This is a genomic window from Ewingella sp. AOP9-I1-14 (assembly GCF_052375995.1).
In the GTDB taxonomy this organism is placed as follows: domain Bacteria; phylum Pseudomonadota; class Gammaproteobacteria; order Enterobacterales; family Enterobacteriaceae; genus Ewingella; species Ewingella allii.
The window spans coordinates 26,334-47,387 of sequence record NZ_JBQSVA010000011.1 but is presented as its reverse complement, the minus strand read 5'-3'; the positions used below and the strand labels follow the sequence as shown (position 1 = coordinate 47,387).

Annotated in this window: 21 protein-coding genes and 4 tRNA genes; 21 read left to right on the top strand and 4 right to left on the bottom strand. The window is 51.6% G+C overall.

The window, feature by feature from the left end:
* Positions 1 to 89 precede the first annotated feature (89 nt).
* From ACT3RT_RS21035 to luxS, 16 genes are all read left to right on the top strand, one after another.
* On the top strand, positions 90 to 1,313 hold the full coding sequence (locus ACT3RT_RS21035; RefSeq protein WP_353501074.1) for an MFS transporter: 1,224 nt from the start codon (positions 90 to 92) through the stop codon (positions 1,311 to 1,313).
* 10 nt (positions 1,314 to 1,323) lie between these two features.
* A complete protein-coding gene (locus tag ACT3RT_RS21030; RefSeq protein ID WP_353501075.1) occupies positions 1,324 to 1,728 on the top strand; it encodes a GlcG/HbpS family heme-binding protein in 405 nt (134 codons plus the stop codon).
* A gap of 187 nt (positions 1,729 to 1,915) precedes the next feature.
* Positions 1,916 to 3,028 carry a lytic murein transglycosylase B gene (gene mltB / locus ACT3RT_RS21025; RefSeq protein ID WP_353501076.1) on the top strand — a complete coding sequence of 371 codons (1,113 nt, stop codon included), beginning with the start codon at positions 1,916 to 1,918 and terminating at the stop codon, positions 3,026 to 3,028.
* A 241-nt stretch (positions 3,029 to 3,269) separates the two neighbouring features.
* Positions 3,270 to 3,764: a nicotinamide-nucleotide amidase gene (gene pncC / locus ACT3RT_RS21020; RefSeq protein ID WP_154146491.1), complete on the top strand. Its 495-nt coding sequence runs from the start codon at positions 3,270 to 3,272 to the stop codon at positions 3,762 to 3,764.
* A gap of 110 nt (positions 3,765 to 3,874) precedes the next feature.
* The gene (recA, locus tag ACT3RT_RS21015) at positions 3,875 to 4,939 is read left to right on the top strand and encodes a recombinase RecA (RefSeq protein WP_034787594.1); all 1,065 of its coding nucleotides are present in this window, start codon (positions 3,875 to 3,877) and stop codon (positions 4,937 to 4,939) included.
* A gap of 224 nt (positions 4,940 to 5,163) precedes the next feature.
* Positions 5,164 to 5,733: a recombination regulator RecX gene (gene recX, locus ACT3RT_RS21010; protein WP_353503906.1), complete on the top strand. Its 570-nt coding sequence runs from the start codon at positions 5,164 to 5,166 to the stop codon at positions 5,731 to 5,733.
* Positions 5,734 to 5,871: 138 nt separating this feature from the next.
* A complete protein-coding gene (gene alaS / locus ACT3RT_RS21005) occupies positions 5,872 to 8,499 on the top strand; it encodes an alanine--tRNA ligase (RefSeq protein ID WP_496200550.1) in 2,628 nt (875 codons plus the stop codon).
* A gap of 256 nt (positions 8,500 to 8,755) precedes the next feature.
* Positions 8,756 to 8,941 (top strand): carbon storage regulator CsrA, encoded by a 186-nt coding sequence (gene csrA / locus ACT3RT_RS21000; protein WP_013574027.1) that lies wholly within the window; start codon positions 8,756 to 8,758, stop codon positions 8,939 to 8,941.
* Between the two features lie 327 nt (positions 8,942 to 9,268).
* Positions 9,269 to 9,361, top strand: a tRNA-Ser gene (locus ACT3RT_RS20995).
* An 8-nt stretch (positions 9,362 to 9,369) separates the two neighbouring features.
* Positions 9,370 to 9,446 (top strand) — tRNA-Arg (locus ACT3RT_RS20990).
* Between the two features lie 111 nt (positions 9,447 to 9,557).
* Positions 9,558 to 9,634, top strand: a tRNA-Arg gene (locus ACT3RT_RS20985).
* Positions 9,635 to 9,816: 182 nt separating this feature from the next.
* Positions 9,817 to 9,893: transfer RNA gene (locus ACT3RT_RS20980), tRNA-Arg, on the top strand.
* A gap of 310 nt (positions 9,894 to 10,203) precedes the next feature.
* Entirely contained in the window at positions 10,204 to 10,770 is a 567-nt protein-coding gene (gene yqaB, locus ACT3RT_RS20975) for a fructose-1-phosphate/6-phosphogluconate phosphatase (protein WP_185688492.1), read from the top strand.
* Positions 10,767 to 11,195 carry a YqaA family protein gene (locus tag ACT3RT_RS20970; protein ID WP_496200551.1) on the top strand — a complete coding sequence of 143 codons (429 nt, stop codon included), beginning with the start codon at positions 10,767 to 10,769 and terminating at the stop codon, positions 11,193 to 11,195. Before yqaB ends, ACT3RT_RS20970 begins: the two co-directional genes overlap by 4 nt.
* Before the next feature lie 84 nt (positions 11,196 to 11,279).
* A complete protein-coding gene (gene gshA / locus ACT3RT_RS20965; protein ID WP_496203668.1) occupies positions 11,280 to 12,842 on the top strand; it encodes a glutamate--cysteine ligase in 1,563 nt (520 codons plus the stop codon).
* A 157-nt stretch (positions 12,843 to 12,999) separates the two neighbouring features.
* On the top strand, positions 13,000 to 13,515 hold the full coding sequence (luxS, locus tag ACT3RT_RS20960; RefSeq protein ID WP_353501080.1) for an S-ribosylhomocysteine lyase: 516 nt from the start codon (positions 13,000 to 13,002) through the stop codon (positions 13,513 to 13,515).
* A 72-nt stretch (positions 13,516 to 13,587) separates the two neighbouring features.
* Here the strand turns inward: luxS and ACT3RT_RS20955 are convergent, their stop codons facing one another.
* Both ACT3RT_RS20955 and ACT3RT_RS20950 read right to left on the bottom strand, forming a co-directional pair.
* Complete coding sequence (locus ACT3RT_RS20955; protein WP_353501081.1) at positions 13,588 to 14,877, bottom strand: HlyC/CorC family transporter; 1,290 nt, start codon at positions 14,875 to 14,877, stop codon at positions 13,588 to 13,590.
* 51 nt (positions 14,878 to 14,928) lie between these two features.
* Complete coding sequence (locus tag ACT3RT_RS20950; RefSeq protein ID WP_353501082.1) at positions 14,929 to 15,720, bottom strand: cytochrome C assembly family protein; 792 nt, start codon at positions 15,718 to 15,720, stop codon at positions 14,929 to 14,931.
* 162 nt (positions 15,721 to 15,882) lie between these two features.
* Here ACT3RT_RS20950 and ffh point away from each other — a divergent pair, with 162 nt between their 5' ends.
* The 5 genes from ffh to rplS all read left to right on the top strand — a co-directional run bounded on the left by ffh (position 15,883) and on the right by rplS (position 19,491).
* On the top strand, positions 15,883 to 17,244 hold the full coding sequence (gene ffh, locus ACT3RT_RS20945) for a signal recognition particle protein (RefSeq protein ID WP_353501083.1): 1,362 nt from the start codon (positions 15,883 to 15,885) through the stop codon (positions 17,242 to 17,244).
* 179 nt (positions 17,245 to 17,423) lie between these two features.
* Positions 17,424 to 17,672 carry a 30S ribosomal protein S16 gene (gene rpsP / locus ACT3RT_RS20940; RefSeq protein WP_034787667.1) on the top strand — a complete coding sequence of 83 codons (249 nt, stop codon included), beginning with the start codon at positions 17,424 to 17,426 and terminating at the stop codon, positions 17,670 to 17,672.
* Between the two features lie 18 nt (positions 17,673 to 17,690).
* Positions 17,691 to 18,239, top strand: a complete 549-nt coding sequence (rimM, locus tag ACT3RT_RS20935) for a ribosome maturation factor RimM (protein ID WP_034787669.1) — start codon at positions 17,691 to 17,693, stop codon at positions 18,237 to 18,239.
* 82 nt (positions 18,240 to 18,321) lie between these two features.
* Positions 18,322 to 19,095 (top strand): tRNA (guanosine(37)-N1)-methyltransferase TrmD, encoded by a 774-nt coding sequence (gene trmD / locus ACT3RT_RS20930; RefSeq protein ID WP_034787671.1) that lies wholly within the window; start codon positions 18,322 to 18,324, stop codon positions 19,093 to 19,095.
* A gap of 48 nt (positions 19,096 to 19,143) precedes the next feature.
* Positions 19,144 to 19,491 carry a 50S ribosomal protein L19 gene (rplS, locus tag ACT3RT_RS20925; RefSeq protein ID WP_003849035.1) on the top strand — a complete coding sequence of 116 codons (348 nt, stop codon included), beginning with the start codon at positions 19,144 to 19,146 and terminating at the stop codon, positions 19,489 to 19,491.
* A gap of 168 nt (positions 19,492 to 19,659) precedes the next feature.
* Here rplS and ACT3RT_RS20920 read toward each other — a convergent pair whose 3' ends face one another.
* Together ACT3RT_RS20920 and ACT3RT_RS20915 are read right to left on the bottom strand one after the other, a co-directional pair.
* On the bottom strand, positions 19,660 to 19,851 hold the full coding sequence (locus tag ACT3RT_RS20920) for an ogr/Delta-like zinc finger family protein (protein WP_072009850.1): 192 nt from the start codon (positions 19,849 to 19,851) through the stop codon (positions 19,660 to 19,662).
* A gap of 70 nt (positions 19,852 to 19,921) precedes the next feature.
* Positions 19,922 to 21,034: a contractile injection system protein, VgrG/Pvc8 family gene (locus tag ACT3RT_RS20915; protein ID WP_496203667.1), complete on the bottom strand. Its 1,113-nt coding sequence runs from the start codon at positions 21,032 to 21,034 to the stop codon at positions 19,922 to 19,924.
* Positions 21,035 to 21,054: the final 20 nt, after the last annotated feature.

The window sequence follows — 21,054 nt, the reverse complement described above, 5'->3', positions numbered from 1 at the left end:
TATTCTCGCAGAAGAAGTCACTGCATCGTTGAATTTTACTCAACGATACATGAGGTATAATCGCTTTCCAATTAGCACATGGATCCACAATGAACTCTTTAGAACAAGACATCAGGGCGGAAGCAGTTGATACGCCGGAACTTTCCCGCGCTGGCGTTGGCAAGGCGCTGTTTGCACTCGGCATGGGTGGCTTTGCCATCGGCACGGGGGAATTCGTCATCATGGGGCTGTTGCCCGACGCCGCTAAAGGGCTAGGGGTGTCGATTCCCTCCGCGGGCCATCTGATCAGTATTTACGCGCTGGGTGTGGTTATCGGCGCGCCGCTGCTGGCAATCTTAGGGGCGCGCTGGCCGCGCCGTAATTTCCTGATGATCCTGATGGGCCTGTTTGCCGCCGGAAATCTGGTCAGCAGCGTAGCGCCCACTTTCTACTCTATGGCCTTTGCCCGTTTCATCGCCGGCTTCCCCCACGGGACTTACTTTGGTGTGGCGGCGCTGGTGGCGGCCAGTCTGGTGGAGAGAAAGCGGCGAGCGCAGGCGGTATCCATGGTACTGCTCGGCCTCACGGTCGCTAACCTGATCGGCGTACCTGCCGCCACGGCTATCGGCCAGTGGGTTGGCTGGCGCTCGGCCTTTGCCATTGTTGGCGGTCTTGCGGTGCTGACCCTGATTCTGGTGCTGATGTGGGTACCTCGGGTGGAAGGCAATAAATCCGCCAGCCCGCTCAGTGAGTTAAAAGCCCTGACCCGTAAACAAGTGCTGCTGACGCTGGCGATTGGTGCCATCGGCTCCGGCGGGATGTTCTCCGTCTTCAGCTATGTGAAGCCAACCATGCTGCAACTGGCGCACCTGCCGCTGTCGATGATCCCGGTGGTGCTGGCGCTGTTCGGCTTAGGGATGATTCTCGGCAACGTGGCGGGGGGGCGATTAGCAGACCGTGGTCTGGAGAAGACTATTCGCGGCATTTTGCTGTGGTCGATTGTGATTCTGGCTGCCTTTACCTTTACCGCGCACCATCCGGTGCTGGGGCCGCTCAACGTCATGCTGGTGGGCACCATGGTGGCGCTTTCCGCCGTGCTGCAAATTCGCCTGATGGACGTCGCCGGTGACGCACAAACCATGGCCGCGGCCATGAACCACTCGGCATTCAACATCGCCAATGCCATGGGGGCATGGCTGGGCGGCGTGACGATTTCGGCGGGAATGGGTTGGGAATCAACAGGCTGGGTCGGGGCGCTTTTAGCCATCGGCGGCCTGATGATCCACACCGTTGCCGTGATCGACAGTAAAAAACATCCCCTGAATCATCATTAGAGAGAAGATTATGAGCCTGACTTTACGCATGGCCGAAGACGTGATTGCCGCCGCGCGCCAATCAGTAAGTGACAACCGGTTCCCGCCAGTGTCCATTACCGTGCTCGACGCGGGCGCGCACCTGCTGGCTTTCAGCCGCATGGATGGCACTTTCCTCGCCACCATCGACGTGGCCCACGGCAAGGCGCGCACCTCGGTATTGTTCCGCAATGACAGCGCCAACGTCGGCGTTGACCTGCATCCTAATGGCGCGGCCTACTCGCTGGAAAACACCAACGGCGGGTTAGTTGGCATTGGCGGCGGCGTGCCGCTGCGCAACGCGGCGGGCGAGGTTATTGGCGCGGTTGGCATCTCCGGCGCGACCAAAGAAGAAGACCAGATCATCGCTGAATTTGCCGCCCGCGCGATTCTGTAAAACTTCACCCAGATTGGCAGATTTACCTGTCAGTCTGGGTTTCTCCTCCATACTGCGCAAAAAGTTAAAACATTGTTCAAACAGGCTGATGCTTTAAGCCCGCGAAGACTAGATTCCAGTTTGTTCACGCAGTCCAATGCTTTAACATAGCTGTCACTTATTTCTTGCATGGCTATACGGATATCCGATGCGTCATTTGGCTGCCATTCTCCCGATCATTACCCTGCTTGCTGCCTGTAGCAGCAAACCCACTCCGCCGCCTGACGGGCCGCGTAATCCGTTTTCTGGTGGCAACAGTACCGCCAGCACGCCGAGTTCCGCCCCCGGCGGCTTCCTGTTACAGCCTGAACACAGCGGGCAACTGCAAAACGGTGACTTTGCCTACGACGCGGGGATGAACGCTTTCGTGGATAAAATGGTCCGCGAGCACGGCTTTGATCGCCAACAGCTGCATGACGTATTGGCGCAGACCAAGCGCCTTGGGTTTGTGCTGCGCTTGATGGACCAGCAGGCCCCAACCGGCGGACCTCCGTCTGGCCCGAACGGCGCATGGTTGCGTTACCGCGCCAAGTTCATTACGCCGGATAACGTGCAAAATGGCGTGGCGTTCTGGAATCAATATCGCGATGCGCTGCAACGCGCCGAGCAGGTTTACGGCGTGCCGCCAGAGATTATTGTCGGAATTATCGGCGTGGAAACGCGCTGGGGCCGCGTGATGGGCAAAACCCGCATTATTGATGCGCTGGCGACGCTCTCCTTCGCCTATCCGCGTCGCGCCGAGTACTTCCAAAGTGAATTGGAAACCTTCCTGCTGATGTGTCGCCAAGAGCAGGACGACCCGCTAAGCCTGCGTGGTTCTTTCGCTGGCGCCATGGGCTACGGGCAGTTCATGCCTTCAGCCTTCAAAAACTACGCGGTTGATTTCGACGGCGACGGCCACGTCAACCTGTGGGACCCGATTGACGCTATCGGCAGCGTCGCCAACTACTTTAAAGGCCACGGCTGGACGCGCGGGGCACCTGTCGCCGTGCCAGCAACAGGGCAGGCGCCTCTGTTGGAAAATGGCTTTAACACCAAATATCCACTGTTCACCTTAAAAGCGGCTGGCCTTAGCCCACTCGGCTCACTGGCCAATTATCAGGAAGCCAGCTTGCTGCGTCTGGATATGGGGCAAAACTATCAGTATTGGTACGGCCTGCCGAACTTCTACACCATCACTCGCTACAACCACAGTACCCAGTATGCGATGGCGGTTTGGCAGCTCGGTGAAGCCGTGAGCAGGGCGCGCGCTGGTAACTAATTTACTTAACCTGTTTTAATTACTCCAAAGGGCCACTTCTCGTGGCCCTTTCCACTTGTTTGCCAGATCACCCAAAGGGGGCGTTTTGGCGATAATACCGCGCTTTGCAACGCTTTTACGGGCTTAACCATAGAATGTTTTCTCTTCTGAATGCATCTCGCAAAAAAGGTGACTAGGCTGATTTGTGCCGAAAAGAAGTGATAACATCGCCCCATATCTTTACCACCAGAAAGGATTTCCGATGAGCGAAAAACAGTTACATCAGCTGAGCGTGCTGGTGGGTAATAAATTGAAAGAAAAAGGATTATGGATAACCTGTGCTGAGTCGTGCACCGGCGGCTGGGTGGCGAAAGCTATCACCGATATTGCGGGCAGCTCCGCATGGTTTGACCGTGGCTTTATCACTTACAGCAATGCCTCAAAGCACGAGCTGCTGGGCGTCTCTGACGGGACACTCGAGGAGTTTGGCGCAGTCAGCGAAGAGGCGGTGCGCGAAATGGCCAAGGGCGCACTGCATGCGGCGGGCGCTAACTTAGCGTTATCCATCAGTGGCATTGCCGGTCCTGATGGCGGCACGGAGCAGAAACCGGTCGGCACCGTGTGGTTCGGATTTGCGAATAGTGAAGGGCGAATTTTCACTTCCAAACAACATTTCTCGGGCGACCGGGAATCCGTTCGCTTGCAAGCTGCTGTTTTTTCGCTACAAACAGCATTAGATGAGTTTCTTGAAAAATAGGCTTGATACTGTATGAGCATACAGTATAATTACTGCCAATTACCTGTACATAAATTACATTCAGTGACGTCAGTGAAGTAATTCACTCCACGTCAGACGAAGGAGCAAAAATGGCTATTGATGAGAATAAGCAAAAAGCGTTAGCTGCAGCACTGGGCCAGATTGAAAAGCAATTCGGTAAAGGCTCCATCATGCGTCTCGGTGAAGATCGCTCTATGGACGTTGAAACGATCTCCACCGGCTCTTTGTCTTTGGATATCGCCTTGGGCGCTGGCGGCTTGCCAATGGGCCGTATCGTTGAAATCTACGGGCCAGAATCTTCCGGTAAAACCACGCTGACTCTGCAAGTTATCGCAGCGGCGCAGCGCGAAGGTAAAACTTGTGCATTTATCGATGCCGAGCACGCCCTTGACCCGATTTACGCTAAAAAGCTTGGCGTTGATATCGACAATCTGCTGTGTTCACAGCCAGATACCGGTGAGCAAGCGTTGGAAATCTGTGATGCGCTGACTCGTTCTGGCGCGGTTGATGTGATCATCGTCGACTCCGTTGCAGCACTGACGCCAAAAGCTGAAATCGAAGGCGAAATTGGTGACTCTCACATGGGCCTTGCGGCACGTATGATGAGCCAGGCAATGCGTAAACTTGCGGGTAACCTGAAAAACGCCAACACCCTGCTGATCTTCATCAACCAGATCCGTATGAAAATTGGTGTGATGTTCGGTAACCCAGAAACCACTACCGGTGGTAACGCGCTGAAGTTCTACGCCTCTGTCCGTCTGGATATCCGTCGTATCGGCGCTATCAAAGAAGGTGACGTGGTTGTAGGTAGCGAAACGCGCGTTAAAGTGGTGAAGAACAAGATTGCTGCACCATTTAAGCAAGCTGAATTCCAGATCATGTACGGCGAAGGCATCAACATCAACGGCGAGCTGGTTGATCTTGGCGTTAAGCACAAGATGATTGAGAAAGCAGGCGCATGGTACAGCTACAACGGCGAAAAAATCGGTCAGGGTAAAGCTAACGCAAGTAACTTCCTGAAAGAAAACCCGAAAGTGGCTGCCGAGCTGGACAAAAAACTGCGTGACCTGCTGTTGAGCGGCACCGGTGAAATCAGCGCTACTGCTACCGTTGAAGACTTAGACGATAACGTAGAAACCAGCGAAGAGTTTTAATAGCGAAAGCTTTAATTAACGCTGGAACCTGAGCCTTCGGCTCAGGGGATATACGCGGTCGATAAAATGCCAGCCTGAGTTTCAGGCTGGCATTTTGCCAATATGAGGTACCCACTATGTCCGATGATAAAAAGGTCAATCTCGACGATTTACTGAATCAACATGGGGGCGATGAAGGTTCCTCTATGTTTAGCTCGCCACCCAAAGAGGGCGATGCAGCCAAAATTAACGCCTTAATCAGCCGTGCGATGCGTTTACTGTCGCAGCGCGACCATGGCGAAATGGAGCTGCGCAAAAAACTTCTTACCCCTCCCGTTGCTTTCAGCAAGCCAAGTTATTCAAAGCCCGCCAAACCTAAAGCACAAAAATCTAGCCTGTCGTTTTCTAAAGAGTGGCAGGAAGAAGAAATTCAGCAAAAAGCCGTGCGCTTGCCGCCAGAAGAGATTTCTCCCGAGCACGTGCAGTCCGTGATTGATTACTGCTACCAACATAACTGGCTGGATGACGCTAAATTTGCCGATCGCTATATCTCAGGCCGTAGCCGAAAAGGCTATGGCGCGCAGCGTATTCGTTCCGAATTGCAGCAAAAAGGTGTCGATAAAGAGCTTGTTGCGACAGCCTTCGAAGAGAGCGACGTAGACTGGTGCGCTTTAGCCCGCGATATCGCAGTGCGGAAATTTGGTGAACCTTTGCCAACCGAATGGAAAGAAAAATCAAAAGTTCTGCGTTATATGCTCTACCGAGGCTTTTTTCAGGAAGAGATCCAGTCTATTTATCGCGATTTTGATGATTGACCGCATACGGGATTTTACTTCCCAGCGAAGAAATTTTATCTTATCCACACTTTTTGTTCGTGGGCCGTACAGTCTGCCGCTGAATTCAGCGCTTTCTTGCTTACGAACCGTTTCTTCAAGCCAGATTCCGGGACATTTATGAGCAAGAGCACCGCTGAGATCCGTCAAGCGTTTCTCGATTTCTTCCACAGTAAGGGACACAACATTGTTGCAAGCAGTTCGCTTGTCCCGAATAACGACCCGACACTGCTGTTTACTAACGCAGGGATGAACCAATTTAAGGATGTTTTCCTCGGATTAGATAAGCGCGACTACAGTCGCGCTACGACTTCCCAGCGCTGCGTTCGCGCAGGCGGAAAGCACAATGATCTGGAAAACGTCGGTTACACCGCGCGCCACCACACCTTCTTTGAAATGCTGGGCAACTTCAGCTTCGGCGACTATTTCAAGCATGATGCCATTAGCTACGCCTGGGAATTATTGACCGGCGAAAACTGGTTCAATCTGCCTAAAGAGAAGCTGTGGGTCACAGTGTATGAAACTGATGACGAAGCTTTTGATATTTGGGAAAAGCAGGTTGGTGTGCCTAAAGAGCGCATTATCCGCATCGGCGACAATAAAGGCGGCGCATTCGCTTCTGACAACTTCTGGCAGATGGGCGACACCGGTCCTTGCGGCCCATGTACTGAGATTTTCTACGATCACGGCGACCACATCTGGGGCGGCCCTCCGGGCAGCGCTGAAGAAGACGGCGACCGTTATATCGAAATCTGGAATATCGTTTTCATGCAGTTCAACCGTCAGTCAGACGGCACCATGCTGCCGCTGCCTAAGCCGTCGGTTGATACCGGTATGGGCCTGGAGCGTATCACTGCGGTCATGCAACATGTGAACTCCAACTACGATATCGATCTGTTCCAGAAACTGATTGCTGCCGTGGCGCAGGTTACTGGTGCAACTGACCTGAACAACAAGTCACTGCGCGTTATCGCTGACCACATCCGTTCTTGTGCATTCCTGATCTCCGATGGTGTTATCCCGTCGAATGAAAACCGCGGCTACGTGCTGCGCCGCATCATTCGTCGTGCTATCCGTCACGGCAACATGCTGGGCGCGAAAGACACCTTCTTCTATAAGCTGGTTGCGCCACTGATTGAAGTCATGGGCCCGGCAGCAGAAGAGTTAAAGCAACAGCAGGCGATGGTTGAGCAACTGCTGAAAACCGAAGAAGAGCAGTTTGCCCGTACTCTGGAGCGCGGTTTGGCGCTGCTGGATGAAGAGCTTTCCTCTTTGAAAGGCGACACGCTGGATGGCGAAATCGCTTTCCGTCTGTATGACACCTTCGGTTTCCCGTTGGACTTGACCGCTGACGTTTGCCGCGAAAGAAATCTGAAAGTTGACGAAGCTGGCTTCGAGAAAGCGATGGACGTTCAGCGCCGTCGTGCGCGCGAATCTAGCGGCTTCAGCGCAGATTACAACAGCATGGTACGCGTTGATGGCGTGACTCATTTCTCGGGTTATGAGCATGCAGAGCGCCATTCAAAAGTGGTTGCTCTGTTTGTTGATGGCCAGCCAGTGGAAGAGATTCAGGCCGGGGTTAACGCTATCGTTATCCTTGATGACACGCCATTCTACGGCGAGTCTGGCGGTCAGGTGGGTGATAAGGGCGAGCTGAAAACGGCCTCCGGCATCTTCACCGTTTCCGACACCCAGAAATATGGCAAAGCCATTGGTCATCAAGGCTCGCTGAATGCAGGCAAACTGAGCGTGGGTGACAGCGTTGAAGCTGAAATCGACGCTGCTCGCCGCGACCGCATTCGCCTGAACCACTCGGCGACCCACTTACTGCACGCCGCGTTGCGTCAGGTACTGGGCAAGCATGTGGCGCAGAAAGGCTCGCTGGTTAACGATAACTACCTGCGTTTTGACTTCTCCCACTTCGAAGCCATGAAACCGGAAGAAATTCGTCAGGTTGAAGACTTGGTGAATGCGCAGATTCGTCGCAACTTGCCGGTTGAAACCAAAATCATGGCGCTGGATGATGCCAAAGAGCAGGGCGCAATGGCGCTGTTCGGCGAGAAATACGAGGACAATGTTCGCGTACTTTCTATGGGCGACTTCTCCACTGAGCTGTGCGGCGGCACCCATGCTAGCCGTACCGGCGACATCGGCCTGTTCCGTATTCAAAGCGAATCGGGCACTGCCGCAGGTATTCGCCGTATCGAAGGCATCACCGGCGAAAACGCCATTGCATCACTTCACCAACAGAGTGATTTGTTGCAAGACGTCGCGCATCTGGTGAAGGGCGATGTAAACAGCGTCTCAGAGAAGATTCGTACTTTGATCGAGCGTTCGCGCCAGCTGGAGAAAGAACTTCAGCAGGTGAAAGGCCAACAGGCTGCGCAGGAAAGTGCTTCACTTTCTAGTCAGACCAAAGAAGTCAAAGGGGTTAAAGTCCTTGTCAGCCAACTGGATAATGTCGAGCCGAAAATGCTTCGCACCATGGTTGATGACCTGAAAAATCAGCTGGGCTCGGTGATTATCGTTCTGGCAACCATCGCTGACGATAAAGTCAGCCTGATTGCTGGTGTCACCAAAGACCTGACCGATCGCGTTAAAGCAGGCGAGTTGATTGCCTCTATAGCGCAGCAGGTAGGGGGTAAAGGTGGTGGCCGTCCTGATATGGCTCAGGCAGGTGGTAGCGATGTTCAGGCACTTCCTGCAGCCCTTGCCAGTGTAGAAGCTTGGCTTGAAGCTAAGCTGTAATAAGAAATAAATCACTACACAAAGAAACGCCATAATGTATTGTGCACTATGGCGTTTTCGCTATCGCAGGTTGGGTAGGCCAGGCTAGAAAACCCACAATCGCCTCGTTTTCGGCTAAACTTAAAATATGCACGGCTGAGGTCGCAGGCTAGTTAAGTTTTATGTGGGGGTCATGGCTTACGTTTTACCCGTGGTTGATAGATAATGGCCGGGAAACTGAGAGACCCGACTCTTTTAATTCTTCAAGGAGCAAAGAATGCTTATTTTGACTCGCCGAGTTGGTGAAACCCTCATGATTGGCGATGAGGTAACTGTTACCGTGTTAGGCGTAAAAGGTAACCAGGTGCGTATTGGTGTTAACGCGCCAAAAGAGGTCTCTGTGCATCGTGAAGAGATTTATCAGCGCATTCAGGCTGAGAAGTCTCAACAAACGAGTTACTGATTTACCAGGCGTCTCGCCGATGGCGAGGCGCTGACCTTCTTATTTCGCGTTTAAGCGTTATCCCTTCCTGTTTTCCCCTGTTTTATTCTCTGTTTTTTCCCTTGCTTCAGCGACGCCGTAAACAGTTATCTCTAGAAAATATCCGGTGTTTTTGCCAATAAGAGGCTCTTTTTGCCTTGAAACTGTGCAGGTTGCGCGTGAATTGTTCAAACGAACGAATGTTAGAAAAAAAGGGTTTGACTTATAAGCCCGTGAAAGTAATATGTGCGCCACGCAGTGCCGATGAGCTTAAACAAAGTTAGTCAGCACAACTCGAAAGAGGCGTATGGTGAGGTGGCCGAGAGGCTGAAGGCGCTCCCCTGCTAAGGGAGTATGCGGTCAAAAGCTGCATCCGGGGTTCGAATCCCCGCCTCACCGCCATTTAAAATGCACCCATAGCTCAGCTGGATAGAGTACTCGGCTACGAACCGAGCGGTCGGAAGTTCGAATCTTCCTGGGTGCACCATACTTTCCAAAGCGTATGTTGATTTGCAATCAAATGAGCGTGATGGGCAGAAGCGAAAGCCACTGTAGTACGGAAAAATGGTCAGGTAAAATCTGCAGTAAGAATCAAAATGCACCCATAGCTCAGCTGGATAGAGTACTCGGCTACGAACCGAGCGGTCGGAAGTTCGAATCTTCCTGGGTGCACCATATTTTGTGTGTGTTGAAGCGATTGTGAACATCATATATTGCACTCAGCAGACAGATTGCACGAAGGAAGATAACGTTGCTTTAGCAATGGCCCGTAGGGCGAGGCGATAGCCGAGTAATCTTCCTGGGTGCACCATTCTTTCTTTGTATTTTCCCAGATAAAAACTCAGCACTACCCCAATGCACCCATAGCTCAGCTGGATAGAGTACTCGGCTACGAACCGAGCGGTCGGAAGTTCGAATCTTCCTGGGTGCACCATATTCCACGCTAGTCGCAGCAACCACGGTATTACCATGGCAGGCATGCTGGCAGCGAGCACGAAGGAAGATAACGTTGCTTTAGCAACGGCCCGTAGGGCGAGGCGCTAGCCGAGTAATCTTCCTGGGTGCACCATATTAGAGAAACCCGCTTCGGCGGGTTTTTTGCTTTTTAGACTCTTTCCTCCCTACTGCCGTTACCCCACTGATATTGCGGCTTTTCAATTGTGTACCCTTCCTGACAAAAAGCGACAATCAATAGACTTTGCGCTAAAGTAGTTTCCTGTTTTTATCGCGAGCAGGAGTACAAGATGTACGATCTCTACGAGGGTTTGATCTTTGATATGGATGGAACCATATTGGATACAGAACCTACGCACCGTCAGGCTTGGCATCAGGTATTGTCGAAATACGCCATGCGTTATGACTTCGAGCAGATGATTGCTCTGAATGGCTCTCCGACGTGGCGAATCGCGAAATTCATCATTGATGACAATCAGGTCGATATGGATCCACATCACTTAGCTGCCGAGAAAACCGTAGCAGTGCGAGAGATGTTGCTCGATACCGTCCAGCCTCTGCCTCTGATCGAGGTGGTGAAGTCTTATCATGGCCGACGCCCTATGGCGGTAGGAACCGGCAGTGAGCACGACATGGCGGACGCTCTCCTGCGCCACCTTGGCCTGCGGCACTGCTTTGATGCCATCGTCGGTGCTAACGATGTTCAGAACCATAAGCCTGCCCCAGACACCTTCTTGTTGTGTGCCCAATTGATTGGCGTGCCGCCAGAGAAGTGTGTGGTGTTCGAAGATGCAGATTTTGGCATTGAGGCGGCGAAACGCGCCAATATGGCCGTTGTGGATGTCCGCAAACTTTGAGCAGTACGCTGGCACTGATTTCGTTATTCAGTAGCAGCTTTCTCAGCGCAACGCTGTTGCCGGGGAACTCAGAGATTTTGTTAGTTGGCCTGCTGACAGCAGGCAGTGCGTCACCACTTTTATTAGTGCTCGCTGCATCTTTTGGCAATACCTTAGGGGGTATTACCAATATCATAATCGGCCGATTACTGCCTAAGCTTAAACCTCAGCGAGGTTTAGACACTGCGCTGGGTTGGTTGAACCGTTTTGGCCCAGCCGCGCTGCTGCTCAGTTGGTTGCCGGTGGTGGGCGATGTTTTATGTGTGTTAGCTGGCTGGTTGCGTATGCCTTGGGGATCCGTGGTGTTTTTCCTGTTGATAGGGAAAACAGTGCGTTATGTGGTGTTAACTGCCATAACGTTACAGGGGCTCTCTTGGTGGAATTAGATTGAGATCGCTTATCATAATGGTTACATCTATGCAGATTCAGTATGCTTGCAAATTAATGTCTTCAAATAGCGGGAGGTCAATTTGATCCCGGATGTATCTCAGGCGCTTTCCTGGTTGGAAGCCCATCCTCACGCAGTAAAAGGAATTCGCCGCGGCGTTGAGCGCGAAACACTTCGCGTCAATGCCGATGGCTCGCTGGCGACCACTGGACACCCGGAATCTTTAGGCTCTGCGCTGAAGCATGATTGGATCACCACTGACTTCGCTGAATCTTTGCTGGAGTTCATTACTCCGGTTGATGGTGATATCGATCACCTGCTGACTTTCCTGCGCGACATTCATCGCCACGTGGCTCGTGAGCTGGGTGAAGAGAGAATGTGGCCATTCAGTATGCCTTGTTTCGTGGAAGCAGAGCAGGACATCGAGCTGGCGCAATATGGCTCCTCAAACATCGGCCGCTTGAAAACGCTCTATCGAGAAGGTTTGAAGAATCGTTATGGTGCCTTGATGCAGATTATTTCTGGCATCCACTATAATTTTTCTTTGCCGATTGAGTTCTGGCAGGCGCGCTTAGGGATTGCTGACGCGGAAAGCGGTAAAAACGAAATTTCTGCGGCTTACTTTAAGTTGATCCGTAACTACTATCGCTTTGGTTGGGTGATCCCTTATCTGTTTGGTGCTTCACCGGCTATCTGTTCTTCGTTCATCAAAGGGCGTGAGACGGATTTACCGTTCGAGTACACCGAATCAGGGATGTGCTACTTGCCGTACGCCACGTCGCTGCGCTTGAGCGATTTGGGCTACACCAATAAAAACCAGAGCAATTTAGGTATCACCTTTAACGATCTTGAGACTTATGTACAAGGCGTTAAAAAGGCCATTCGTACGCCATCGGCTGAATATGCCGCTATGGGCGTGAAAAAGGATGGCAAATACCTGCAGCTCAATACCAATGTGTTACAGATTGAGAACGAGCTTTATGCTCCGATTCGCCCAAAACGCGTTACGCGCTCAGGGGAAACGCCTTCAGATGCTCTGATGCGCAGTGGGATTGAGTACATTGAGGTGCGTTCGCTGGACGTCAATCCATTCTCGCCGATCGGCATCGACGCCTCTCAGGCGCGTTTCCTCGATCTGTTTTTGATATGGTGTGCTTTGGCCGATGCGCCAGAGATGGACAGCGACGAGCTGCTTTGTACACGTCAGAACTGGAATCGCGTCATTCTGGAAGGACGCAAGCCGGGGCAAACTATTGGTATGGGTTGTCACGATGAGCGTAAACCACTCGCCGAAGTAGGCAAGGCCCTGTTTGCTGACCTGCGTCGCGTGGCCGAAGTTTTGGATAGCCAGAATGGCAACCAAGAGTACCAGGACGTGTGCAGTGAGTTGGCGGTAGGGTTTGATGACCCGGATCAGACTTACTCGGCTCGCATACTGCGCGAGATTAAGGCCGCTGGAAAAAGCAGTCTTGGTCTGGAGTGGGCGGATAAGTATCGCCAAATGCTGCTGCAGGAACCTTTAGAAATTCTGACACCTGAAGCGCTCGCGGCTGAATGTGCTGCATCTTGGCAGAGACAGCGTGACCTTGAGGCGAATGATAAACTAAGCTTTGAAGAGTATCTGGCTGCGCTAGCGGCTGGCTAAAAAAGAAAAGGCCACAATCAATGTGGCCAAACAAACATCTCTGTTTACAGGGATGATGATAACAAATGCGCGTCTTTCAAATAATCAGACCCGCATTATGGGAAAAGGTTTCCTGAGTTCGATAAAAAACATTTTTTTCTTTAGGAGAGGTGACGATATGCCACTGTTGGATAGCTTTACCGTAGACCATACCCGTATGGCAGCACCTGCCGTTCGCGTCGCGAAAACCATGAAAACTCCACACGGAGACACCATTACAGTATTCGACCTGCGCTTCTGCCGTCCGAATATCGAAGTGATGCCTGAGCGTGGTATCCACACACTGGAACACCTGTTCGCAGGCTTCATGCGTAACCATCTCAATGGTAACGGTGTTGAAATCATTGATATTTCACCAATGGGCTGCCGTACAGGTTTCTACATGAGCCTGATTGGCGTACCGAGTGAGCAGTTGGTTGCTGACTCATGGAAAGCCGCGATGAAAGATGTGCTGAAAGTCACTGATCAGCGCAAAATCCCTGAGCTGAACGAGTATCAGTGCGGGACTTACGAGATGCATTCTCTGAAAGAAGCGCAAGAAATTGCTCAGCACATTGTGGACAGTGAAGTGGGTGTTAACCACAACGATGATCTGGCTTTGCCGAAAGAGAAGCTGACTGAACTCCACATCTAGTTTGGTGTAGAACTTCAGAGCACAAAAAAAGACGCGATTTCGCGTCTTTTTCTTTGCAGCTGATTCAACGATTTAGTGCCGATTCACCGAGGTTTGCAGTGACTGCATCGGTCGCACCTGAACTTGTTTAATCATATTGTCCTGCACCGCCAGAATCTCCACCTCGTAATTCTCAATGCGTAGGTGAGCGCCCACTTTCGGAATTTCTTCCAGCACTTCTAGCAGCATGCCGTTCATGGTGCGCGGGCCATCTTCCGGCAATGTCCAGTTGAAGGCTTTATTCAATTCACGCACGTTGGCACTGCCTTCAATCACGACTGAGCCATCGCTCTGCGGCGTGACTTCTTCCGCGAGGGTAGGTGACATCGAGGTAGTAAAGTCGCCGACAATCTCTTCAAGGATGTCTTCCACCGTCACCAGGCCCTGAATATCGCCATATTCGTCGACCACGATGCCCACTTTCTTCTTGTTTCGCTGGAATTTCACTAACTGAATGTTGAGCGGCGTACCTTCTGGAATGAAGTAGATTTCATCTGCGGCGCGCAGTAGGTTCTCTTTGGTGAACTCTTTTTTCTCGGTCATCAGACGATAGGCTTCGCGCAGACGCAGCATACCAATGGCGTCATCCAGAGAGTTGCGATACAGCACGATGCGCCCGTGCGGGGAGTGCGTCAGCTGGCGAATGATTGACTTCCAGTCGTCATTGATGTCGATACCCACAATCTCATTGCGCGGCACCATGATGTCGTCCACGGTGACTTTTTCCAGATCCAGCACCGAAAGCAGCATGTCCTGATTGCGACGAGAAATTTGCGAGCGGGACTCATTCACGATGGTGCGCAGCTCTTCTTTACTCACCGCGTCACTGATCCCCACGTTGGTTTTCACCCCAAACATGCGCATCAGCAGGCGTGACAGGCTGTTGAGGATCCACACCAGCGGCATCATAATGGTTTGCAGCGGGCGCAGCAGCAGGCTGCTTGGGAAGGCGATACGCTCAGGATTCAGCGCGGCAAAAGTCTTCGGCAATACTTCGGCAAACAGCAGAACCACAAAGGTCAGAATACCGGTCGCAATCGCCACACCGGCGTCGCCATATAGGCGGATACCCACAATTGTTGCCAGTGCAGAAGCAAGGATATTGACCAGGTTGTTGCCGATAAGCACTAGGCTTATCAGTTGGTCCGGGCGCTTAAGAAGTTTTTCCACACGGCGGGCACCGCGATTGCCCTGCTTGGCAAGGTGGCGTAACCGATAGCGGTTGAGAGTCATCATGCCGGTCTCGGAGGCAGAAAAATAAGCCGAAACCACTACCATAATGATCAGCGTGATAATGAGGGTAGTTGTCGAGACGTGCTCCAACGGGAAATTCCTTCTTTATGAGATAGATGGCGATCAATCCGCCAATGTTTATTAGTGAGTCATGAACTGCTGAATCATGCGGCTGCCAAAATAGGCCAGTGTCAGCAAAACTGCTCCTACCATGCTAAACCACACCACGCGACGACCGCGCCAACCTTCATGATAGTGCCCCCACAGCAAAACGATATAGACAAACCATGCGAGAATCGACAAAACCGCCTTGTCGATATTTTCCCGGCTGAACAAATTGTCCATATAAAGCAGGCCGGTGCATAGCGTCAGGGTCAGCAAAATCACCCCAACTTGGGTGATGTGGAACAGCTTACGCTCAATGGTCATCAGCGGCGGCATATCCGCGGTGAATGACAGCCGCTTGTTCTTCAACTGGTAATCCAGCCACGCCAGTTGCAGGGCATAGAGCGCCGCAATAATTAAAGTGGCGTAAGAGAACAGGGCCAGGCCGATATGCACCAGCAGCCCTTTGCTCTCCTCCAAATGGGTAATGAATTCGCCCGGCAGGAAGGTCACAAAGGCCAGATTGATCAGCGCAAAGCTGTAAACAATGGGTAAAATAAACCAGCCACGGTTGCGCGAAGCGACGATGGTCATTACCGTACAGATGATCAGACTGATGACCGAGCCGATATTGACCAAGCTTAGGTTCTGACCCGTACTGACATCGAAGATGCGTTGCTGGAGCGCCACCGCGTGGCAAACCAGCGCGACGATCACCGAAATCAATGCTAAACGCCGATATGCACTTTTGTTCCTGATAATACTAGGAACGATCAGGGCAAGGCTGAGCAGATAGGCCAACATGGCGACAAGTGCAAAAACTGACATAGCGTTCGTTAGCATCAAAAATGAATGAGACTGACAGTATAACGTTACGCACGTCACGCTCCAACCTATCTGAGACGCCAAAGCAGAGATCGTCAACGCTTCGTGTTATAATCCCGCAATTGTGTCGCTAAGGCGGCCTGTCATTACGTTGAGCAAGAGACGATGTTTGAGAATTTAAGCGATCGATTGTCGCGCACACTGCGCAATATCAGCGGCCGTGGGCGGCTGACCGAAGAGAACATTAAAGAAACCCTGCGTGAAGTTCGCATGGCGCTGCTTGAGGCGGACGTTGCTCTGCCAGTGGTGCGCGACTTCATTAACCGGGTGAAAGAGAGCGCCGTTGGCCATGAAGTCAACAAGAGCCTCACGCCAGGGCAGGAATTCGTCAAGATCGTCCAGAAAGAGTTGGAAACAGCCATGGGCGAGGCTAACGCCGAGCTGAACCTCGCCGCACAGCCGCCGGCCGTGGTGCTGATGGCGGGTCTGCAAGGTGCGGGTAAAACCACCAGTGTCGGTAAACTGGCGAAATTCCTTAAAGAGAAGAAAAAGAAAAAAGTGCTGGTTGTCTCTGCCGACGTTTACCGTCCGGCGGCGATCAAGCAGTTGGAAACGCTGGCTGAACAAGTCGGTGTGGATTTCTTTGCGTCTGATGCGCAAGAGAAGCCGGTTGATATCGTTAACCGCGCGCTGCAGCAAGCTAAACTCAAATTCTATGATGTCCTGATTGTCGATACCGCCGGCCGTTTACACGTCGATGAAGCGATGATGGAAGAGATCAAACAGGTTCACGCCGCTATTAAGCCGGTTGAAACCCTGTTTGTGGTCGACGCCATGACCGGTCAGGATGCGGCGAACACCGCCAAAGCCTTTAACGAAGCTCTGCCATTAACCGGCGTGATCCTGACGAAAGTCGATGGTGATGCCCGTGGCGGTGCCGCGCTGTCTATTCGCCACATCACCGGCAAGCCGATTAAATTCCTCGGTATGGGTGAGAAAACCGACGCGCTCGAGCCTTTCCACCCGGATCGCGTGGCTTCCCGCATTCTGGGAATGGGCGACGTTCTGTCGCTTATCGAAGATATTGAGAGCAAAGTTGACCGCGCACAGGCTGAGAAGCTGGCGAGCAAGCTGAAGAAGGGCGATGGCTTTGATTTGACCGACTTCCTCGATCAACTCAAGCAAATGCGCAACATGGGCGGCATGGCCAACATGATGAGCAAACTGCCGGGCGTGGGTCAGCTGCCGGACAACGTGAAGTCGCAGATGGACGATAAAGTGCTGGTTCGCATGGAAGCTATCATCAACTCGATGACGCTGAAAGAGCGCGCCAAGCCTGAAATTATCAAAGGTTCCCGTAAGCGCCGTATCGCGCTGGGTTCCGGTATGCAGGTTCAAGACGTAAACCGCTTACTCAAACAATTCGACGACATGCAACGCATGATGAAGAAGATGAAGAAAGGCGGCATGGCCAAAATGATGCGTGGCATGAAGGGTATGATGCCACCGGGTTTCCCAGGCCGTTAATCAACATAACTGGCTAGCTTTTTAGCCAGTTACCTCACTCAAGCAAATAGCGTCGGGGTTAATCTACGCTTTCGATTGCTTTTTGCGCCAAAATGAGTAAAATTTTCGGGCTTTTTATATTGCAACCAGACCCCGTTCCCCGATGGGGTCTGGTTGTTTTATTAACTAAAGAGGATGTTATGGTAACAATTCGTTTAGCACGTGGCGGCGCAAAAAAGCGTCCGTTTTATCAAGTAGTAGTGACCGACAGCCGCAACGCTCGTGATGGTCGTTTCATCGAGCGCGTAGGTTTCTTCAACCCATTGGCTTCTGGCCAGGCTGAAGCACTGCGTCTGGACCTGGATCGTATTGCCCACTGGCAAGAACTGGGTGCAACCGTTTCTGATCGCGTTCACGCGCTGATCAAAGACGCTAAGAAAGCGGCTTAATCTGTCGCGGTGGTAACAATGAGCAAACAACTCAATCCAGTGACGCCCGCTGAGCCGATAGTTCTCGGCAAAATGGGGTCAACGTACGGCATTCGCGGTTGGCTCAGAGTGTTTTCATCCACCGAAGACGCCGAAAGCATCTTCGAATACCAACCGTGGTTTATCCAACGGGGTGGTCAGTGGCAAGTTATCGAGCTGGAAGGCTGGAAACGCCACACTCAGGATCTGATTATCAAAGTCAAAGGCGTTGATGATCGCGATGCCGCGAATCTTCTGACTAATTGCGAAATTATCGTCGATTCAAAGCAACTTCCACCACTGGAAGAGGGTGACTATTACTGGAAAGACCTTTTTGGTTGCCAGGTAGTGACAACTTCCGGTTACGAGCTGGGCAAAGTCATCGATATGATGGAAACCGGTTCTAACGATGTGATGGTTGTAAAAGCAAACCTGAAGGATGCATTCGGAATCAAGGAGCGGTTGATTCCGTTCCTCGATGGGCAGGTTATCAAGAAAGTCGATCTCACTACTCAAAGTATTGAAGTAGATTGGGATCCTGGTTTTTGACCTCCGTAGCTTTTACTGACGTATTTTGTACCGAAGTAGCTAAAGGCAGGTTGGGTGGACAATCGTTTGAAGGGAGTGGGCTATGTGGATCGGTATAATTAGCCTGTTTCCTGAGATGTTCCGCGCAATTACCGATTACGGGGTAACTGGCCGGGCAGTAAAGAATGGCCTGTTGAGCGTAAATTGCTGGAGTCCTCGTGACTTCGCATACGATCGACATCGTACCGTGGATGAGCGGCCTTACGGCGGCGGTCCCGGAATGCTGATGATGGTGCAACCCTTGCGGGAAGCGATCCACGCAGCTAAAGCGGCGGCAGGCGAAGGTGTGAAAGTGATTTATCTTTCACCTCAGGGTCGCAAACTGGATCAAACCGGTGTTTGCGAACTGGCGGCCCACCAGAAAATTATTCTGGTTTGTGGTCGTTATGAAGGGATTGATGAGCGCGTGATCAAAACCGAAATTGACGAAGAATGGTCAATTGGCGATTACGTTCTCAGTGGTGGAGAAATACCGGCAATGACGCTGATTGATTCAGTCTCCCGCTTTATACCGGGCGTCTTGGGTCGTCAGGCCTCAGCAGAGGAAGATTCTTTTGCGGATGGTTTGCTGGATTGCCCTCACTACACCCGCCCTGAAGTGTTAGAAGGTATGGAGGTACCGCCAGTTCTGCTGTCGGGAAATCATGCTGATATACGTCGCTGGCGCCTGAAACAGTCGCTGGGTCGAACCTGGCTTAGAAGACCTGAACTTCTAGAAAACCTAGCTCTGACTGACGAGCAAGAGGTGTTGCTGAGAGAGTTCCAAAAGGAACATCGACTCAGTCAACAAGACTATGAAGGGAACGCTCAAGCTTAGCGCTGAGCCCTCCCGATATATCAGTTTACCTAGGGTAAGAGACATATTATGAGCAATATCATTAAACAAATCGAACAAGAGCAGATGAAGCAAGACGTACCTTCATTCCGTCCGGGTGATTCCGTGGAAGTTAAGGTATGGGTCGTTGAAGGTTCTAAAAAGCGTCTGCAGGCATTCGAGGGCGTGGTTATCGCTATCCGTAACCGCGGTCTGCACTCTGCATTCACTGTTCGCAAAATTTCTAACGGCGAAGGTGTTGAGCGTGTATTCCAAACTCACTCCCCAGTAATCGACAGCATTGCTGTTAAACGTCGTGGTGCCGTTCGTAAAGCTAAACTGTACTACCTGCGTGAGCGTACTGGTAAGTCAGCTCGTATCAAAGAGCGTCTTAACTAAGGTATCGCTAACGCGACATCTAATAGTTAATATAGAACAAGGGGTTAGCCATAGGCTAACCCCTTTTTTTGTGCTCAGTGACTACAAATTGGCTACACAAAAAAGCCTGCGGGGTAGCAGGCAAAGGGAGGAGCAAAAAATAGAGGGTGTTGTCGATACTGAAGAAGCTTAGACTGCGCGCATTCCAGCTTGCAAATTCACACCCGGCTTGGAAATAACCCGAGCCACGGATTCATGAGTTGCAAAGGTACAGCTGCATTCAATATTCTGGCACTGATGATAACGTTCTTTCGTAGATTCACTGAGATAGCGGCTCGAGCGGGTATGAGCGACTTTTCCGCATAGTGGGCAATGCATCATAAAAACCTCCAGCGTTTGGGTAAGCGTTGTAGTGATTATGAAACATGAATCTCGCAAAAGCAAGTTTATATTATATTGAAGTTGCTTGGTAAGTAATATCCTCTACATATACCTTCAATTTCAAGGTGGTGACGAACCCCTGTCCAGCAACATCATGAACCACGGAATCGATGATCCAGCGCTGCTGGTCAATCACGTCTTTAAAACCACTGACAGTCACGGGAGTTTGCGCGAACAGGTCAGCCCTGCCTAAGGCCAAAGTTATGTCGAAGGTGGCAGCGTCATATTGGATCTGCTTAAAAATCGCATCAGCCGCGCGAGTAGCAGACTCCTCATCGGGATAAATTTTATTCAGCTCCAGTACTTTCTTATTGGAGCCAGAGATGTAACTCTCCTCCTTGGCGCTTCCCGCAGCACTTGGCGATGCCGGTGTTTTAGCATTAGGATGCGACACCTTAGCACTGCTATTTGCCTTCTCGGTTCGCTGCACGCCGACCTTATTGGATTGCCCCTTTTTCACATCATGCCATTTGGCTTTTACGCCGCTGTAGGCCAGCACGTCGGATAATTTAAATGAATGCGTGTCACCGTCCGAACGTTCAATTGTCATCCATGGGATAGCTTTACCCGAACCCGTGATGCCATATCCCGGCTTGATAAAGATAATTTGGCCGTACTTTACCGTAGCCTGAGCGCCATACATTTGCGCCAGCCGCATAAGGAAGAAAGCATCGGTTTCGCCAGTCTGGTCAATATGGGCAATCTTTATCGCCGCCATTTCCGGCAATAAGTTTGCCGGAGGCAGCTTATTACGGCGAGATATCAGATTAACGATCGCACCCAGAGTGGTGTCATCGTAAGAATAACTCCCCTGAGTGTTCATTGATTCACGCAAGTCGGCACTTCTTGCAGTGACGTCGAGAGTGTCCGGTGCTCCTTTGTGTATCACGGTATCTACCACAAAACGGCCACAGCCAATCAGGTTTTGACCCGCCCAGCCCAGACTTAGGCTCAAAACGGTGCCGCGCTCGGGCATTTGGAATGCGCCATCGCTATCATCAAAAGTGATATTTAGCATATCAGCGGCAAAACCGCTGTTGTCGGTCATTTGCAATGACATCACGCGCTCGCTGACGTTTCTTTCTAAAGCTTTATCTTCTACGCTCAGCATAAAGTCAGGCATGATTTTCGCCCCAGCGGGCA

What these genes read in the sequence shown, in the direction of transcription:
- ACT3RT_RS21035 (WP_353501074.1), top strand. Translation starts at nt 90, where the DNA reads ATGAACTCTTTAGAACAAGACATCAGGGCGGAAGCAGTTGATACGCCG.
- ACT3RT_RS21030 (WP_353501075.1), top strand. Translation starts at nt 1,324, where the DNA reads ATGAGCCTGACTTTACGCATGGCCGAAGACGTGATTGCCGCCGCGCGC.
- mltB (WP_353501076.1), top strand. Translation starts at nt 1,916, where the DNA reads ATGCGTCATTTGGCTGCCATTCTCCCGATCATTACCCTGCTTGCTGCC.
- pncC (WP_154146491.1), top strand. Translation starts at nt 3,270, where the DNA reads ATGAGCGAAAAACAGTTACATCAGCTGAGCGTGCTGGTGGGTAATAAA.
- recA (WP_034787594.1), top strand. Translation starts at nt 3,875, where the DNA reads ATGGCTATTGATGAGAATAAGCAAAAAGCGTTAGCTGCAGCACTGGGC.
- alaS (WP_496200550.1), top strand. Translation starts at nt 5,872, where the DNA reads ATGAGCAAGAGCACCGCTGAGATCCGTCAAGCGTTTCTCGATTTCTTC.
- csrA (WP_013574027.1), top strand. Translation starts at nt 8,756, where the DNA reads ATGCTTATTTTGACTCGCCGAGTTGGTGAAACCCTCATGATTGGCGAT.
- yqaB (WP_185688492.1), top strand. Translation starts at nt 10,204, where the DNA reads ATGTACGATCTCTACGAGGGTTTGATCTTTGATATGGATGGAACCATA.
- luxS (WP_353501080.1), top strand. Translation starts at nt 13,000, where the DNA reads ATGCCACTGTTGGATAGCTTTACCGTAGACCATACCCGTATGGCAGCA.
- ACT3RT_RS20950 (WP_353501082.1), bottom strand. Translation starts at nt 15,720, where the DNA reads ATGTCAGTTTTTGCACTTGTCGCCATGTTGGCCTATCTGCTCAGCCTT.
- ffh (WP_353501083.1), top strand. Translation starts at nt 15,883, where the DNA reads ATGTTTGAGAATTTAAGCGATCGATTGTCGCGCACACTGCGCAATATC.
- rpsP (WP_034787667.1), top strand. Translation starts at nt 17,424, where the DNA reads ATGGTAACAATTCGTTTAGCACGTGGCGGCGCAAAAAAGCGTCCGTTT.
- rimM (WP_034787669.1), top strand. Translation starts at nt 17,691, where the DNA reads ATGAGCAAACAACTCAATCCAGTGACGCCCGCTGAGCCGATAGTTCTC.
- trmD (WP_034787671.1), top strand. Translation starts at nt 18,322, where the DNA reads ATGTGGATCGGTATAATTAGCCTGTTTCCTGAGATGTTCCGCGCAATT.
- rplS (WP_003849035.1), top strand. Translation starts at nt 19,144, where the DNA reads ATGAGCAATATCATTAAACAAATCGAACAAGAGCAGATGAAGCAAGAC.
- ACT3RT_RS20920 (WP_072009850.1), bottom strand. Translation starts at nt 19,851, where the DNA reads ATGATGCATTGCCCACTATGCGGAAAAGTCGCTCATACCCGCTCGAGC.
- ACT3RT_RS20915 (WP_496203667.1), bottom strand. Translation starts at nt 21,034, where the DNA reads ATGCCTGACTTTATGCTGAGCGTAGAAGATAAAGCTTTAGAAAGAAAC.